Annotated in this window: 13 protein-coding genes; 6 read left to right on the top strand and 7 right to left on the bottom strand. The window is 62.9% G+C overall.

Features of this window, described 5'->3' with window-relative positions:
- Positions 1 to 38 precede the first annotated feature (38 nt).
- Positions 39 to 1,448 (top strand): circularly permuted type 2 ATP-grasp protein, encoded by a 1,410-nt coding sequence (locus tag HX818_RS23665; RefSeq protein WP_003217076.1) that lies wholly within the window; start codon positions 39 to 41, stop codon positions 1,446 to 1,448.
- Positions 1,449 to 1,450: 2 nt separating this feature from the next.
- Positions 1,451 to 2,401: an alpha-E domain-containing protein gene (locus HX818_RS23660; RefSeq protein WP_003217078.1), complete on the top strand. Its 951-nt coding sequence runs from the start codon at positions 1,451 to 1,453 to the stop codon at positions 2,399 to 2,401.
- 160 nt (positions 2,402 to 2,561) lie between these two features.
- On the opposite strand, the gene msrA is transcribed toward HX818_RS23660, so the two are convergent.
- The 3 genes from msrA to msrB form a co-directional block, all read right to left on the bottom strand.
- A complete protein-coding gene (gene msrA, locus HX818_RS23655; protein ID WP_008433754.1) occupies positions 2,562 to 3,257 on the bottom strand; it encodes a peptide-methionine (S)-S-oxide reductase MsrA in 696 nt (231 codons plus the stop codon).
- A 147-nt stretch (positions 3,258 to 3,404) separates the two neighbouring features.
- The gene (locus tag HX818_RS23650) at positions 3,405 to 5,162 is read right to left on the bottom strand and encodes a cytochrome c biogenesis protein DipZ (RefSeq protein WP_177020837.1); all 1,758 of its coding nucleotides are present in this window, start codon (positions 5,160 to 5,162) and stop codon (positions 3,405 to 3,407) included.
- A gap of 29 nt (positions 5,163 to 5,191) precedes the next feature.
- Positions 5,192 to 5,704, bottom strand: a complete 513-nt coding sequence (msrB, locus tag HX818_RS23645; protein ID WP_003217084.1) for a peptide-methionine (R)-S-oxide reductase MsrB — start codon at positions 5,702 to 5,704, stop codon at positions 5,192 to 5,194.
- Between the two features lie 301 nt (positions 5,705 to 6,005).
- On the opposite strand from msrB, the gene HX818_RS23640 reads away from it, so the two are divergent.
- On the top strand, positions 6,006 to 6,716 hold the full coding sequence (locus HX818_RS23640) for a response regulator transcription factor (protein WP_003217086.1): 711 nt from the start codon (positions 6,006 to 6,008) through the stop codon (positions 6,714 to 6,716).
- Complete coding sequence (locus tag HX818_RS23635; RefSeq protein WP_177020836.1) at positions 6,713 to 8,179, top strand: HAMP domain-containing sensor histidine kinase; 1,467 nt, start codon at positions 6,713 to 6,715, stop codon at positions 8,177 to 8,179. Before HX818_RS23640 ends, HX818_RS23635 begins: the two co-directional genes overlap by 4 nt.
- Here HX818_RS23635 and HX818_RS23630 read toward each other — a convergent pair.
- Positions 8,142 to 9,083 carry an alpha/beta fold hydrolase gene (locus HX818_RS23630; protein ID WP_087694403.1) on the bottom strand — a complete coding sequence of 314 codons (942 nt, stop codon included), beginning with the start codon at positions 9,081 to 9,083 and terminating at the stop codon, positions 8,142 to 8,144. The two genes, HX818_RS23635 and HX818_RS23630, sit on opposite strands and share 38 nt — an antisense overlap.
- The gene (locus HX818_RS23625) at positions 9,040 to 10,002 is read right to left on the bottom strand and encodes an AraC family transcriptional regulator (RefSeq protein ID WP_177020835.1); all 963 of its coding nucleotides are present in this window, start codon (positions 10,000 to 10,002) and stop codon (positions 9,040 to 9,042) included. The genes HX818_RS23630 and HX818_RS23625 overlap by 44 nt, the downstream gene beginning before the upstream one ends.
- 97 nt (positions 10,003 to 10,099) lie before the next feature.
- Between HX818_RS23625 and HX818_RS23620 the strand changes: the two genes are divergently transcribed.
- Complete coding sequence (locus tag HX818_RS23620; protein WP_177020834.1) at positions 10,100 to 11,059, top strand: oxidoreductase; 960 nt, start codon at positions 10,100 to 10,102, stop codon at positions 11,057 to 11,059.
- A 58-nt stretch (positions 11,060 to 11,117) separates the two neighbouring features.
- Entirely contained in the window at positions 11,118 to 12,326 is a 1,209-nt protein-coding gene (locus HX818_RS23615) for a serine hydrolase (RefSeq protein WP_177020833.1), read from the top strand.
- Here the strand turns inward: HX818_RS23615 and HX818_RS23610 are convergent.
- Positions 12,286 to 14,574, bottom strand: coding sequence for an ATP-dependent DNA helicase (locus tag HX818_RS23610; RefSeq protein WP_177020832.1), 2,289 nt, complete (start codon positions 14,572 to 14,574; stop codon positions 12,286 to 12,288). The two genes, HX818_RS23615 and HX818_RS23610, sit on opposite strands and share 41 nt — an antisense overlap.
- Positions 14,571 to 16,220, bottom strand: a complete 1,650-nt coding sequence (locus HX818_RS23605; protein ID WP_003217098.1) for a VRR-NUC domain-containing protein — start codon at positions 16,218 to 16,220, stop codon at positions 14,571 to 14,573. Before HX818_RS23605 ends, HX818_RS23610 begins: the two co-directional genes overlap by 4 nt.
- Positions 16,221 to 16,224 lie beyond the last annotated feature (4 nt).

Raw genomic sequence — 16,224 nt, 5'->3', positions numbered from 1 at the left:
AAAGCGCAGTTAGTCCCGGCACTGACAAGGTAATTGGAATGGCTCGATCTTTCTTTGATGAAATGAATGACGCACAAGGCGTTTGCCGTGCGCATTATCAGGAATTCTCCCGCTGGCTGGCCAACACGCCGCCAGAACTGCTGGCCCAGCGCCGCCGTGAAGCCGACCTGCTGTTTCACCGCGCGGGGATCACCTTCACCCTGTATGGCGACGAGCAAGACACCGAGCGCCTGATCCCCTTCGATATCATCCCCCGCAGCATCCCCGCCAGTGAGTGGAGTGTCATCGAGCGCGGCTGTATCCAGCGGGTGAATGCGCTGAACATGTTCCTTGCCGACATCTACCACGACCAACGCATCATCAAGGCCGGGATCATTCCCGCCGATCAGGTGCTGGGCAACGAGGGATACCAGAAAGCCATGGTCGGCCTGGACCTGCACCGCGATATCTACTCGCACATCTCCGGGGTCGACCTGGTGCGCGATGGCGACGGCACCTACTACGTGCTCGAAGACAACCTGCGTACCCCCAGCGGCGTGAGCTACATGCTCGAGGACCGCAAGATGATGATGCGCCTGTTCCCCGAGGTGTTCGCCAAGCAACGCATCGCCCCGGTGGACCACTATCCCAACCTGCTGCTCAAGACCCTGAAAAGCTCCAGCCGCCTGGACAACCCGAATGTGGTGGTGCTGACGCCGGGCCGGTTTAACAGCGCGTTCTTCGAGCATGCATTCCTGGCCCGGGAAATGGGCGTGGAGCTGGTGGAAGGCGCCGACCTGTTCGTGCACGACCTCAAGGTGTTCATGCGTACCACCGACGGCCCCAAGGCCGTGGATGTGATCTACCGCCGCATCGACGATGCCTTCCTCGACCCGCAGGCTTTCAACCCCGATTCGATGCTCGGTGTGCCCGGCCTGGTCGCGGCGTACTGCGCGGGCAACGTAGTGCTGGCGAATGCGATCGGCACCGGCGTGGCGGACGACAAGTCGATCTACCCGTACGTGCCGGAAATGATCCGGTTCTACCTGGATGAAGAGCCGGTCCTGCAAAACGTGCCGACGTTCCAGTGCCGCAAGCCGGATGAGCTGTCCCACGTACTGGCGCACCTGCCGGAACTGGTGGTCAAGGAAACCCAGGGTTCCGGCGGCTACGGCATGCTGGTGGGCCCGGCGTCCAGCGCGGCCGAGATCGAGGACTTCCGCCAGCGTATCAAGGCCCGCCCTCACGCCTACATCGCCCAACCGACCTTGAGCCTGTCCACTTGCCCGACGTTTGTCGAAAACGGCATCGCGCCGCGGCATATCGACCTGCGACCGTTCGTGCTCTCGGGCAAGGAAACCCGCCTGGTACCCGGTGGCTTGACCCGCGTGGCGCTGCGCGAAGGCTCATTGATCGTCAACTCGTCGCAAGGCGGTGGAACCAAGGACACCTGGGTGGTGGAGGGCTGAGTATGCTGAGTAGAACCGCCGCAGATCTGTATTGGATGTCCCGTTACCTGGAGCGTGCCGAGAACCTGGCGCGCATGCTGGAAGTCAGTTATTCGCTGTCGTTGATGCCCCAGGCCGGGCGCAGTGACGGGCTGGACGAGTTGGCCATGTCGCTGCTCAGCAGCGGCACCCTGGACAGTTACCTTGAGCGCCATCAGCAACTGGACGCCGAGCGCATGCTGCACTTCTTCGCCCTCGACGAGGAAAACCCCGCCAGTATCTACAATTGCCTGCGGGCTGCACGGGGTAATGCCCATGCGGTACGGGGGCGGATCACGGCTGATATGTGGGAAAACCTCAACGCCACCTGGCTGGAGATGCGCAGTATTGCGGCCGGCGGGTTGGCGCGGCATGGCATCAGCCACTTTTGTGACTGGGTGAAGCAGCGCTCGCACCTGTTTCGTGGGGCGACGTCCGGGACGATCATGCGTAACGATGCGTATCGGTTTATTCGGCTGGGGACGTTTGTCGAGCGGGCGGATAACACGTTGCGGTTGCTGGACGCGCGGTATGAAATGTTTGGGGAAGAGTCCGAGGAAGTCAGCGACCTTTCGGCACGCGGGTATTACCAGTGGAGCGCGTTGTTGCGGGCGCTGTCGTCGTTTGAGGCGTATACCGAGCTGTACCCGAATGCGCTGAATGCGCGGTCGGTGTCGGAGTTGTTGCTGTTGCGCAGTGATGTGCCGCGCTCGTTGCATGCGTGTATCGAGGAGTTGAGCCATATCCTGGCGGACCTGCCGGGGAGTTATGGGCGTACGGCCCAGCGTTTGGCGGCGGAGTTTGAGGCGCGGCTGAGGTATACAGGGATTGATGAGATTCTGGAGGATGGGCTGCATAGCCGGTTGACGGATTTTATCGACACCGTGCGGGAGTTGGCGCGGGCGATTCATAGCTCCTACCTTGAAGTCGTCTGATAATCGTTCCCACGCTGATCGTTCCCACGCTCCGCGTGGGAATGAATCCGGTGACGCTCCGCGTCACGACTTCAAAAGCGGACGCAGAGCGCCCTGGCGGCGTTCCCACGCAGAGCGTGGGAACGATCGTCGATCGTCGAGAGTGGGAACGATCATAGGTCTACTGGTTTTTCACCAGTACCGGTTCTGCGCGGTACTGCTCAGGGAACAATTTTTTCAGCTGGGCGACCTTTGGCAGGTCGTTGATCACGATGTAGGGGTACGACGGGTTTTCGGTCAGGAAGTCCTGGTGATAGGACTCCGCCGGGTAGAAGGCTTTGCCCATCTCGATCTTGGTCACGATCGGCTTGTCGAAGGCTTTCGCGGCGTCGAGCTGGGCGATGTAGGCCTGGGCGACTTTTTGCTGTTCGGCGTTCTGGGCAAAGATCGCCGAGCGGTACTGGGTACCGCTGTCCGGGCCCTGGCGGTTGAGTTCCGTGGGGTTGTGGGCGACCGAGAAGTAGATCTGCAGCAGCTTGCCGTAGCTGACCTTGCTCGGGTCGTAGGTCACGGCGACGGACTCGGCGTGGCCGGTGTCGCCGCCGCTGACGCTTTCGTACTGCGCGGTGCTCGCCGCGCCGCCGTCATAGCCGGAGACGGCGTTTTTCACCCCTTGCACATGTTGGAACACACCCTGCACGCCCCAGAAGCAGCCGCCGGCGAAGACCGCGGTTTGCAGGTTGTTCGCGTCTGCCGGCAGGTCCATGGCCGGTGGCGCGATGGCCACGGCGTCGTCGGACGGGCCGAAGGAGAACGCCGAGCTGTGGCCGACAAAGGCGGCGAACGCCAGGGCCGGTAAGTACTTAAGCAGTTTCATCTCAGTCACTCCGAAACGTCAGGATAAATGCGGTCAACTGTGGGAGCTGGCTTGCCTGCGATGGCGGTGGTGAATTCAACATCGCTATCGCAGGCAAGCCAGCTCCCACATTGATTGGGTTTTCAGTTCAAGCGTTACGTCGCCGGGTTAGCCGAAGGTGAAGGCGTAAGCCGCCACGTGTGGGTCAAGAAACTCGATGCTGAACGTACGGTCCTTGATGGCATCCGGCTGGCGCACTAACTGATACAAGCGTTGTTCGGTCACGGTGCCGCTGCCATCCGGTGCGACGTCGGTGCCGTGGGCATCCCCCGGCGCCTGGCCGTCGATGCTGACCTTGAAGCGCACCGGCTTGCCGTCGGCGCCCGGGCCCAGCACCAGGTGCAGGTCACGGGCGTGGAAGCGGTAGACGATCTTGCCGTTGGCCGCTGCGAGGGTGGCTTGCTGGCCGCCGACGTTCCATTGGCCTTCCAGGGTCCAGTTGTTCAAGGCCAGGTTGCCGGCTGCCGGGTAGTTCACCACCTTGTCGGTGCCCAGGGTGCCGGTGGTCACGAAGTTCTCGGCGCGCTGGAAGCCCAGGTAGGTTTCCGGCGACTGCACTTCGTTCATGTCCGGTGCGGCCTGGATGCCCTTGGCATCGGCTTCGATCAAGCCGCCCGCCACCTTGGTAGCGCCCGCCTCACGCAGCAGTTGCTGGATCACTCGCTCGGACTCGGCGTAGTCACCCTCGCCAAAATGGTGATAGCGGATCTGGCCCTTGGCATCGGCAAAGTAATGCGCCGGCCAGTACTGGTTGTTGAAGGCGCGCCAGATCTTGTAGTTGTTGTCGATGGCCACCGGGTAAGTGATGCCCAGGTCCTTCATGGCCTTGGTGACGTTGTTCACGTCGCGTTCAAAGGCGAATTCCGGAGCGTGCACTCCGATCACCACCAGGCCCTGGTCGCGGTATTTCTCGGCCCAGGCCTTGACGTACGGCAAGGTGCGCAGGCAGTTGATGCAGGAGTAGGTCCAGAAATCCACCAGCACCACCTTGCCTTTCAACGCCTCGGCAGTCAGTGGCTCGGAGTTGAGCCATTGCACCGCACCGTCCAGCGGCGGCAACTGGCCTTCCACTGGCAGCGTGTCACTGTGGTTGGCGGCCATCATCGCGCCGCCGGCCATCATCGCCCCGCTCTTCTGTTCAGGCTTGGCGCTGAGTTTCTCCACCAGGCTTTGTTCCAGGCCACCGGTTGACGCCGTCGACAGGCGCGCCAGGATCCCGGTGTCCAGGCCCAGGGCGATGGCCGCCACACCGGCCAACATCAGGGCGCCGAGCCCACGACGCAGCCATTCACCAGCGCCCAGCGAACGCTTCATGAAACCGAAGACTTTACCGCCGACCAGCAGCGCCAAGGCCAGGGAGGTGGCAGCCCCTGCCGCGTAGGCCAGCAAGAGCAAGGTAGTGCCGATACTGGCGCCCTGCAGCGCGGCGCCCGTCAGCACCAGCCCGAGGATGGGCCCGGCGCACGGCGCCCACAGCAGCCCGGTGGCCACGCCGATCAGGAACGATGCGCCCGGACGCGGCCGCGAATCGGCCCCGGCGGCTTCCGACAGGCGACTGCCCGCGGCCACCAGCGGCCGGGTCAGGCGCTCGGACAGGCTTGGCAGCAGCAGCGTCAGCCCGAATAGCGCAACAAACAGCAACGCGAGCCAGCGACCGTACTGATTGACTTGCACCACCCAACCGCCGCCCACCGCCGCGAGCGAGGCGACCAGGGCGAAGGTCATCGCCATCCCCAGCAGCAGCGGCAAGCCACTGCGCAAAAACGGCTGCCCGGTGCGAGCGAAGACAAAAGGCAGAACCGGCAGGATGCAGGGACTGACAATCGTCAGCACGCCGCCCAGATATGCGAGAACCAAAAGCCACATGGGGTAGACCCTTATAGGAAGACATTGAATTAAGTCGCGGTGAACGTCATGGCTGCGCCGTTCATGCAGTAGCGCAGGCCGGTGGGTGCCGGGCCGTCATCGAACACGTGGCCCTGATGACCGCCGCAGCGGCGGCAGTGGATTTCCTTGCGTACCACGCCGAAGGAGGTGTCGACGTGGCTGGCCACGGCGTTTTCCAGGGGTTGCCAGAAGCTGGGCCAGCCGGTGTGGCTTTCGAATTTGGTGGCTGAGGCGTACAGGGGCAAAGCGCAACCGGCGCAGGCGAAGGTGCCGTTGCGGTGTTCACTGTTGAGGGCGCTGCTGTAGGGGCGTTCGGTGCCCTCCTCCCGCAGGATCGCGTACTGCTCGGCGGTCAGCAGGGTGCGCCATTCGGCGTCGGTGTGGCTGACTTCGAAATGTTCGGCGGCTTCGGCTTCGGCGATCAGGGCGGGGCCGGCGTTGATTTTTTGCAGCAGGCCACCGGCGATTACCGCGAGGCCGAGGCCGCCGCCGGCGAGCAGGATCTGTCGACGTGAATACATGAGTTGCTCCTCACACAAGTGCGGATGGCTGGCGAAGCCCCTATGGCTGATAAACAAACTGTGGCGAGGGAGCTTGCTCCCGCTGGAGTGCGCAGCGCTCCCGGCTTTTTTGGGGCCGCTGCGCGACCCAGCGGGAGCAAGCTCCCTCACCACAATGAGGGGGGCGTACTTTTGCCGTTGCGATGAGTTAGGTTAGGCCCGGGGTGATCGCGGAATCCTCACGCAGAGTTAAACAATTCGTGATAACTACACTGTTGCAAAAGCCGCACAATGCGCGAATCAAGAAGACAGGTTTTTATCAATGGATCAGCCCAAACGTGTCCTGGTGGTCGAGGACGATGCCCATATTGCCGATTTGATCTGCCTGCACCTGCGGGACGAGCAGTTCGAGGTGGTTCACAGTGCCGACGGTGACGAAGGCCTGCGCCTGCTGGAGCAAGGCGGCTGGGATGCGTTGATCCTTGACCTGATGCTGCCCGGCGTCGACGGCCTGGAGATCTGCCGGCGGGCCCGGGCGATGACGCGCTACACGCCGATCATTATCACCAGTGCCCGCTCCAGCGAGCTGCATCGCATCCTCGGCCTGGAACTGGGGGCGGATGACTACCTGGCCAAGCCGTTTTCCATGCCGGAGCTGGTGGCGAGGGTCAAGGCGCTGCTGCGCCGGGTCGACGCCATGGCGCGCAACTTGAAGATGGACGCCGGCAGCCTCGACCTCGGCCAGTTGTTCATCAACCCGCTGACCCGTGACGCCACCCTGCAAGGCCAGCGGCTGGACCTCACGCCCCGGGAATTCGACCTGCTGTACTTTTTCGCCCGCCAACCGGGCAAGGTATTCTCGCGCATGGACCTGCTCAACGCCGTGTGGGGCTACAGCCACGAAGGTTACGAACACACCGTCAACACCCATATCAACCGCCTGCGGGCCAAGGTCGAGGCCGATCCGGCCAACCCGGCGCGCATCCTCACGGTGTGGGGCCGTGGCTACAAGTTTGCCGAGCAATCGGCATGAGGCTGACCCTTACCCAGCGCCTGTCCCTGGTGTTCGCGCTGTTGCTGCTGATTTGCAGCGGCACGTCGGCCTGGCTGCAAGTGCGCTCCAACCACATGCATGAACTGGAAGTGGTGCAAGGCCTGTCCCGCGACCTCGCCGCGCACATCGCCCGGGATACGCAGTTGATGGACGCCGACGGTCTCAAGCCGGACGCGGTGCGCAACCTGTTCAGCCAGTTGATGCTGGTAAACCCGAGTGTCGAGGTGTACCTGCTGGACATTAACGGGCGTGTGGTCGGCAACGCTGCGCCCAGCGGCCACCTGCGCCGCGACCAGGTCAACCTGGAGCCGGTGCGCCGTTTCCTCAGCGGCGCGATGCTGCCGATCCTCGGCGACGACCCACGCAGCGTCGACGGCCTCAAGGTGTTCAGCGCCGCGCCGCTGCGGGTCAACGGCCAGCAGGCCGGCTACCTGTATGTGGTGCTGCTGGGCGAAGCCCATGATGTGTTCGACGCCCGGGATGCCACCGGCATGGCACTGAACATTGCCCTGTGGTCTATCGCACTGGTGGCATTGTTGTGCCTGTTGGCGGGTTTGACCGCGTTCGCCTGGATCACCCGGCCCTTGCGGCAACTGACCGAGAAGGTCGGCCAGTTCGACATCAACGGCGCACCGAAAGTCCCGCAGGCCGTGGCGCCCGAGGTTTCCAGCCAGGATGAAATCGCCGTGCTCGACCACGCCTTCGTGCAGATGGAGAACCGCCTGGGTGAACAGTGGCGCGCCATCACCCACCAAGAGCAGGAACGCCGGGAGATGGTCGCGAATATTTCCCATGACCTGCGCACACCGTTGGCCTCCTTGCATGGCTACCTGGAAACCCTGTCCCTGAAAGACGCCAGCCTGACCCCGCAGGAACGCCGGCGTTACCTGGGCATCGCCCTCGACCAGAGCCGCAAGGTCGGCGGGTTGGCCCAGTCGCTGCTGGAACTGGTACGCCTGGAACACGGGTTTGTGCAGCCGGTCATCGAAGGCTTTTCGTTACCCGACCTGGTGCAGGACATTTTCCAGAAGTTCGAACTGACCGCGGAAGCCCGGGCGATCACCCTCACCGCCAGCCTGCCGCCGGTGGTGCCAACCGTATTGGCCGACCTGGGCCTGATCGAACGGGTACTCACCAACCTGCTGGATAACGCCCTGCGCCATACCCCGCCCAATGGCGAAGTTGAAGTGACCCTGGCCCCCAAGTCCGGTTTTGTTGAAGTCACGGTGAGCGACAGCGGCCCCGGGATTTCGGCGGATCTGCGCGAAGGTCTGTTCCTGCGCGCCTTCACCATTGGCGGGGCTCGACGCGATGGCGGCCTGGGCTTGCGCATCGTGCACCGGATCCTGCAACTGCACGGTCAGGAAATCCGCCTGATCGATGTGCCAGGACGCGGCGCGACGTTCACGTTCGCCCTAGAAACCCGAGCAGCAGTTCGTTGACCTTGGGCCCCTGCTCGTTCTGAATCCAGTGGCCGCAGTTGGCCAGGACGCTTTGTTGCAGGTTCGGCACGACGTCGGGCATGCGCTTGAGGGTGTGGGCTTCGAACACGCCGACCGGGTCGCGGTCACCGATCAGGAACAGCGTCGGTTGAAGCACCTGCCTGCCGGCGAGGAACTCGGTGCGCTGCCAGTTGCGTTCGAAGTTGCGGTACCAGTTCAACGGGCCGCGAAAGCCGTCATTGGCGAAGGTCTGAACATACACGTCGAGGTCCTGCTGGCTGCACCAGGCCGGGAGCGTACCGGGCAGCGGCACACCTTCCAGCAGCTTCGCGCTGGCGGGTTTCTTCTGCAGGAAAACGTCCTGGTCCTGCATGAACAGCCGTAATGTCCGCTCGATATCGGCATCCAGTTCCTTTTCAGCCACGCCCGGAGCCTGGAAGTACAGGATGTAATTGAAGCGATCGGCGTACAGCTCGCGCATGATCTCGATCACCGGCCTGCGGGAGCGTCCGGCGAACGGTACCGACATCGTCACCAGCTGGCTGACGCGCTCTGGCTCCAGCAACGCCAGGTGCCAGGCCACCACGGCGCCCCAGTCATGGCCAATCATGACGACCCGGCGATGCCCGAACAGGTCCATGGCGCCCTGGATATCGGCGCACAGGGTCAGCAGGTCATAGTCGGCCACTTCCGGCGGCGCGCTGGATTGTCCATAGCCGCGCATTTCCGGGACAAACACCCGATAACCCTGGGCCACCAGCGCCGGAATCTGCTCGCGCCAGGAGTGCCAGCACTCGGGAAACCCATGCAGCAACCACACCGGCGGGCCGCTCTCGGGGCCGGCGATGTGCACGTTCAACTCAATGCCGTTGACCTTGACCTTCTGCTGCTGGATTTCGCTCATCACTGGGTTCCTTGTGTGGGGTTCGCTCGCGGTATTCCCGGGGAGAACATGCCATTACGCGCTTGAAAGCATTGCTGAAAGCGCTGTCTGACTGATAACCCAGGGACTGGCCGATCGTGGACACGCTGTTGTCGCTGGCTTTCAAGGCCTGTACCGCCAGGTGCATACGCCAGCGGGTCAGGTATTCCTGCGGTGCCAGCCCTACCCGTTGCTTGAAGTGCAAGGCGAAGGTGGAGCGGGATTGACTCGCCACGCCGGCCATTTCACTCAATGTCCAGCGCCGGGCGGGTGCTGCGTGAATTTCCCGCAGCACCGGGGCCAGCCTTGGATCCGTCAAGGCTCCCAGCCAGCCGGTGGTATGGGTGCCCATGGAAGATTGATAGAGCCGCAGGATTTGCACCAGCATCATTTGCGCCAAATGCTCGGTCATCAGCGCCGCGCCTTGTAACGGGCTGGCGTATTCCCGGGCCAGGCGATCCAGGCACCAACGCAACACGGCGGCCTGTTCGGAGTTGGCACTCACCCGCAACACCGGCGGCAGGCTATCCAGCAACAGTCGGGCGTCGTCCCCGTAGATAAAGCGCCCGGCGATCAAAAACAGATCCACCGTGTCCCCCAACGTGGCGATGCCGCCCACCGCGTCGGCATACACCTCACGTGCATCGAGTCCTTCAGGGCACAGATTGCTGGACAGCCTCCACGGGCGTGCCTGGGTCAACAGGAAACAATCTCCCTCATACAAGCGTATCGGTACTGCCAGCCCTTCCACTTCCAGCCAGCAACTACCCTCCACCACCGCGTTGAACTTGATGCCATCCGGCGCCGCAAAGTCAATGGCCCAGGTGCCCCCAGCCTTCAGGCCGGCGAAGGTCGAGCGATGGCTTTTTAACAGTGCCAGCACATCGGAAAGGGTATCCATAAAAGCTCCGGACGATCGCGACAGAAACACGGACTCTAGGGCATTCCGCGTCCGGGCTCCAGCGAGAGACTCTAGGCCTCCCATAAGGAGATCTTTCATGGCTGACAAACAAACCCCAATTGGCAGCGGCTTCGATGCCGGCACTACCGCCCAGCAAGCCTTGGCGGGCAGCGATTTGCGAGGCAAGACGGTGATTGTCACCGGTGGCTACTCCGGCATTGGCCTGGAAACGGTTCGCGTGTTGGTCGACGCGGGTGCGCAGGTGATCGTTCCCGCGCGGGATCCTGAAAAGGCCGAACGCAACCTCTCGGGCATCATCGGTGTTGAGCACGCCAGCCTGGATTTACTCGACCCGATTTCCATCGACCGTTTTGCCGAAAACTTCCTCGCCAGCGACCGGGCATTGAACCTTCTGATCAATAGCGCCGGAATCATGGCCACACCACTGCAACGGGATACGCGAGGTTTCGAAGCGCAGTTCGCCACCAACCACCTGGGCCACTTCCAGCTAACCGCGCGGTTGTGGCCGGCGCTGCGTGAGGCTAATGGCGCACGAGTGGTTTCGGTATCATCCCTCGGCCATCGTCTCAGCCCTGTGCATTTCGATGACCCGCAATTTGAACACCGCCCCTATGACAAGTGGCTCGCCTACGGCCAATCAAAAACCGCCAACGCACTGTTCGCGGTAGCACTGGACCGACGAGGTAAAGCGGAGGGTGTGCGCGCATTTTCCGTGCACCCGGGGGAAATCCTCACCGACCTGATCCGCTACCTGGACAAGGACGACCTGGCATTCGTCGGCGCACTGGATGAGCACGGCAATATCCGCCGCGCCAGTCACTACAAGAACCCCGAGCAAGGCGCCGCGACCTCGGTGTGGTGCGCTGTCAGCCCGCAACTGGAGGGCATGGGCGGACTCTACTGCGAAGATTGCGATGTGGCCGCTTGGTCGCAGGATGACACCAGCCGTAACGGCGTACGGCCCTGGGCTGTCGACCCGGAGCAGGCCGAACGCTTATGGGCAGTGAGTCAGCAGTTGTGCAATGTCACGTTGTAGTCCGGGACCCCAGCGTTCATATTTGGCAGTCATGCACTGCCAATGAGCGACCTGAACCATGCAGCCTCCTGCCAGATACCTCGTGCCCCTTGCCGCCTCCCTTTGCGCCACCCTCGCCTGCGCCGACAGCCACGACCCACTGCTCGCCAAGCGCGTGGATGCGGTGGTCGACAGCGCCATTGCCGACAATCGCCTGGTGGGCACCGTGGTGCTGGTGCTGCGGGACGGGCAGCTGGTTTATCACCGTGCTGCCGGCTTGGCGGACCGCGAAGACGGGCGCCCGATGACAGAGGACACGATCTTTCGCCTGGCATCGGTGACCAAACCGCTGGTATCCGCCGCCGCGATGCACCTGGTGGAACAAGGTCGCTTGGGCCTGGACGATCCGGTCAGCCGCTGGCTGCCCGACTTCAATCCCAAGCTGGCGGATGGCACCATCCCGGTGATCACCGTCAGCCAGTTGCTTAACCACACAGCCGGCCTGAGCTATGGATTTCTGGAAAGCCCGCACGGACCCTACCGCACCGCCGGGGTTTCCGATGGTTTGGGCGAGCCGGAAATCAGCTTTGCCGAGAATCTCAAGCGTATCGCGAGCGTGCCCCTGAGTTACCCGCCGGGCACCGGCTGGCAGTATTCGATGGCCACCGATGTGCTGGGTGCGGTACTGGAAAAGGCGTCCGGCCAGAGCCTGCCGGCATTGCTCCGCGACTCGGTGACCGAACCACTGGGGCTAAGCGATACCGGGTTTTCCGTGACGGATATAAAACGCCTGTCCGCCGCCTATCAGGATGGCTCGCCACAGCCGTTGCGCATGGTCGACAAGGCTACGATCACCTCGGGCAACAGCACCGCGCTGTTTGATGTGCGGCGGATTCTCGATCCCCAGGCCTACCCTTCCGGCGGCGCAGGCATGGCCGGGACGGCAGGTGATATTGCGCGGTTCCTGGAAACCATTCGCCGGGGCGGCGCTCCGATCCTGTCGGCACACAGCGTGCAGTTGATGGTCACCGATTCGGTCGGCGCCAAGGCGCAAACCCAGGGCCCGGGCTGGGGGTTCGGTTATGGCTGGGCGGTGCTGGATGACCCGGCGTTGACAGGCACACCGCAATCCCGGGGCACCTTTGAATGGGGCGGCGCCTACGGTCACAGCTGGTTTGTCGACCCGCAGCAGAAGCTTACGGTGGTGGCACTGACCAATACGGCTTACGAAGGCATGTCCGGCCTGTTCACCCACCAGTTGCGGGATGCGGTGTATCCGCCGCAGTGATCGACCACCAGCGCGGCAATAACTGCCGCACCCGCGCTTCGCCAAACCGGTCATCAATCAGCATTACCACCCCTCGGTCCTGCTGGCTGCGGATCACCCGGCCCGCGGCTTGCACCACCTTCTGGATGCCCGGATAAAGGTAGGTGTAGTCATAACCGGCGCCGAAAATCGCGCCCATCCGCAGCTTGAGCTGCTCGTTCACCGGGTTGAGTTGCGCCAGGCCCAGGGTGGCGATAAACGCGCCGATCAGCCGGGTGCCCGGCAGGTCGATGCCTTCGCCGAATGCCCCGCCGAGCACGGCGAAACCGATGCCCTGGCTGTGCTGGGTGAACTGGTCGAGAAATGCCTGGCGTTCAGCCTCGGCCATGCCCCGTGACTGCTGCCACAGCGGGATGCGCGGGTGCCGTTCGGCGAGCAATTGCGCCACTTGCTGCAGATAATCGAAGCTGCTGAAAAACGCCAGGTAGTTGCCCGGCACCTGGGCAAACTGCGCTGCAATCAGCTCGACGATGGGCTCCAGGGACGCCTGGCGATGCACAAACCGGGTGGAGATCCGGTCGACGATATGCACCTGCAGCTGCTCGGCCTTGAACGGTGATTCCACATCCACCCAGGCCGTGTCGGGCGGCATTCCCAGCAAGTCCGCGTAGTAGTGCCGCGGGCTCAGGGTTGCGGAAAACAGCACGCTGCTGCGGGCCGCCGTCAGCCGGGGCCGAATGAATTCGGCGGGCACCACGTTGCGCAGGCACAGATTTGATGAACTGCGCTTGCCGCTGAGTTCGCGTTTGCTGATGTCGAAAATGAAGTGTTCGTTGAACAGCTCGGCGACCTTGGCAAACTGCAAGGCCTCGAAGTAGAAGGCTTGCAGTTCGCCATTGAGTGCTTCGGGATGGTCGTTGAAATATTCACCCATGGCGCTGGTGCACAGGCTCAGCGCCTGCAGCAGTTTGTCGGGTTTCTGGGCGTAGGCCTGATAAGGTGCCACTTGCTCCTTGTGCAGGGCATTCCACTCACGGTTCAGGCGCTGGAGCGGCTTTTTCAGCGACTCGGGTGCGATCTCGCGCAGGGTCTTGAGCGTGTACTGGTCGAGGGCCGCGCTGTACATCGAGCGGCCACGCTCCACCAGGTTGTGGGCTTCGTCCACCAGCACCGCGACGCGCCACTGGTTGAGCTGGGCCAGGCCGAACAGCATGGCGCCGAAGTCGAAGTAATAGTTGTAGTCGGCGACCACCACGTCGGCCCAGCGTGCCATTTCCTGGCTCAGGTAATAGGGGCAGACGTCATGGGCCAAGGCGACTTCCCGCAGGTTGCGCTGGTCCAGCAGGCGCACGCGGGAAGCAGCTTCGCGGGCCGCCGGCAAGCGGTCATAAAAACCCTTCGCCAGTGGGCAGGAGTCGCCATGGCAGGCTTTGTCCAGGTGTTCGCAGGCCTTGTCCCGCGCCACCAGCTCCAGCACCCGCAATGGCAGATCGGGGCTGCTGTCATACAGCACCTGCGCCGCATCCAGCGCGAGTTTGCGGCCCGGGGTCTTGGCGGTCAGGAAGAACACCTTGTCCAGCTGTTGTGGCGCCATGGCCTTGAGCATCGGGAAAATCGTGCCGACGGTCTTGCCAATTCCGGTAGGCGCCTGGGCCATCAGGCAGCGGCCGGTGCTGACCGCCTTGTAGACCGTTTCCGCCAGGGCGCGCTGGCCCGGGCGAAACGCCGCATGGGGAAAGCCCAGGGCAACCGCTGCGGCATTGCGGGCTTCGCGCTGGTGCATTTCCTGTTCGGCCCAGCCGAGGAACAGGGCGCATTGCTGCACGAAGAATGCCTGCAGGTCATCAGCCTTAAACCGTTGGCTGAGCAGCGTCTCGTGCTCGCCGACAATGTCGAAGTACACCAGCGCCAGGACAATCTCCGACAACCCGAGCTTCTGGCACATCAACCAGCCGTAGACCTTGACCTGGGCCCAGTGCAGTTGCCGGTGGTTGGCCGGTTGTTTGTCCAGGTCGCCGCGATAGGTTTTCACCTCTTCCAGCTGGTTGCGGTCCGGGTCGTAGCCATCCGCCCTGCCCCGGACTTTCAACTGCTGGTATTCGCCCTCCAGCGCGACTTCATTCTGGTAATGGGCGCTGCGCCGCGAGGCCACGGTGCGGTGGCCGACAATCCCTTCCTGGGCACTGGGAGACGGGGTAAAACGCAGGTCGAGGTCGCCGACCTTGGCGGTGAATTCACATAATGCACGCACCGCGACGCTGTAGCTCAAGCGGCCTGCCCCGCCCAGCGCACATAACACACAGTGACGGGCATCTGGTGTTCGCCGCAGAACTCCAGCCAGCGCAACTGGTTGTCCTGCAGGCGATCACCGGGGCCTTTGACTTCGATCATGCGGTAGGTTTTTTCTTCGGGCCAGAACTGGATCAGGTCGGGCATGCCGGCGCGGTTGGCGCGGATATCCAGCAGCAGGCGTTCGAACCAGTGGCGCAGGTGCGCCGCAGGCAGGCAGTCGAGGGCCTGATCGAGCAGTTCTTCGCTGAGCACGTTCCAGAACACGAAGGGTGACTGGATGCCCCATTTGTCTACATAACGCTGGCGAATGGTGTGCTTGTAGCGCCCATCGTCCAGTTGGCCCAGGCACTCGGCGAACAGCTCGGCGCGCCGCAGATGAAAATCCTCGCTGTGCAGGTCTACCGGCCCGCGCTGGAACGGGTGGAAAAACGACCCCGGCAACGGCGCGAAAATCGCCGGCCAGCACAGCAGGCCAAACAGCGAATTGATCAGGCTGTTCTCGACGTAATGCACGGGTGCACCATGGTCGCTGAGGTGCGCCTGTACGCAATACTCCACCGACATCATCGGTTCCGGGGCCGGCAGTTCGAGGTCCAGGCGCACGATCTCGCGGGGTTTTGCCCTGGGCAGCGCCGGCTCGCCGAGCTTGCGTCGCAGCCTGGGTATCACGCGCAGCAAGTGCTGCTGTTCGGCAGCGCTTTCCGGGGCCTGTTGCGCCTCACGGGCCAGCCCCATCGCCTGGGCAAAATCCTCCTGGCGCTCCAGCACCCGGATCAGCCGCGCCCGTGCGCCGGGATAGGTGCAGCCCCGGTAGATAGCTTCCGCCAGGGCCAACTCGGCGCTGCGCTCACAATACTGGCCCACCTGGAACAACAGCTTGGCTCGACGTTTCTCCAGCCAGGGGTTGTCGGTGTGCAAGGTAGCGATTTGTTCCAGCACGCCATCGAGTGCCTCGCCCGCTTCAAAGGCCTGCTGGCACTGATGCAGGAACAGGAAGCCGTGCACATCGTCACGGCTGCGCAAACCGCGGGATTCGGCGCAGAATTCGACTTTCTCGTAGGTAAAGATGCCCAGGTCCGCCAGCACAAATTCCGACCAGTCCTGATAGAGATTACCGAAGAACATCAGGCGCAGGCGGTCGCACAGTTCCATCACGGTGAGGCTGTAAAGCTGATCGGCCAGGTCCGGGCACCAGTGCTGGAAGTGACGCAGTTCACAAAACTGCGTTGACAGCGTTTCCAGCCAGTCCGCCTTCCTGGCCTTGGGTTGCTCGATCCAGGGTTTGAACGCCGCCAGGATTTCCGCTTTCTGCAACAGGCCGAACAGCTCGCCGAACGACAACAGGCATTGATCCGTCACCCAACCCTGTTCCAGCAAAGGCACAACCGCCTCGTGCACCGCGCCGATCTCGACATAGTTGAGCTTGCCCGCCCGGAAATGCGCGCCCTTGCGCATCACCATGCGTACCAGTAACGCCTGGGAAGCCTGCGGCAAGCTGTCAAATTGCTGAATGAAATGCTCTTCGTCCGGGGCCAGCAAATCGGCATAACGCTGCCCCAGCCAGGCGAGCACTTGGCGGAAGTTATGCAGGTAATAGAGCGGATCTTCTAGGGGATTGGACATGTCA

It is taken from the genome of Pseudomonas sp. F9001 (assembly GCF_013385435.1).
GTDB lineage: Bacteria > Pseudomonadota > Gammaproteobacteria > Pseudomonadales > Pseudomonadaceae > Aquipseudomonas.
This window is presented reverse-complemented; position numbering and strand designations above follow the sequence as displayed.

Coding starts and splice junctions, on each gene's coding strand:
- HX818_RS23665 (WP_003217076.1), top strand. CDS start 39: ATGGCTCGATCTTTCTTTGATGAAATGAATGACGCACAAGGCGTTTGC.
- HX818_RS23660 (WP_003217078.1), top strand. CDS start 1,451: ATGCTGAGTAGAACCGCCGCAGATCTGTATTGGATGTCCCGTTACCTG.
- msrA (WP_008433754.1), bottom strand. CDS start 3,257: ATGAAACTGCTTAAGTACTTACCGGCCCTGGCGTTCGCCGCCTTTGTC.
- HX818_RS23650 (WP_177020837.1), bottom strand. CDS start 5,162: ATGTGGCTTTTGGTTCTCGCATATCTGGGCGGCGTGCTGACGATTGTC.
- msrB (WP_003217084.1), bottom strand. CDS start 5,704: ATGTATTCACGTCGACAGATCCTGCTCGCCGGCGGCGGCCTCGGCCTC.
- HX818_RS23640 (WP_003217086.1), top strand. CDS start 6,006: ATGGATCAGCCCAAACGTGTCCTGGTGGTCGAGGACGATGCCCATATT.
- HX818_RS23635 (WP_177020836.1), top strand. CDS start 6,713: ATGAGGCTGACCCTTACCCAGCGCCTGTCCCTGGTGTTCGCGCTGTTG.
- HX818_RS23630 (WP_087694403.1), bottom strand. CDS start 9,083: ATGAGCGAAATCCAGCAGCAGAAGGTCAAGGTCAACGGCATTGAGTTG.
- HX818_RS23625 (WP_177020835.1), bottom strand. CDS start 10,002: ATGGATACCCTTTCCGATGTGCTGGCACTGTTAAAAAGCCATCGCTCG.
- HX818_RS23620 (WP_177020834.1), top strand. CDS start 10,100: ATGGCTGACAAACAAACCCCAATTGGCAGCGGCTTCGATGCCGGCACT.
- HX818_RS23615 (WP_177020833.1), top strand. CDS start 11,118: ATGCAGCCTCCTGCCAGATACCTCGTGCCCCTTGCCGCCTCCCTTTGC.
- HX818_RS23605 (WP_003217098.1), bottom strand. CDS start 16,220: ATGTCCAATCCCCTAGAAGATCCGCTCTATTACCTGCATAACTTCCGC.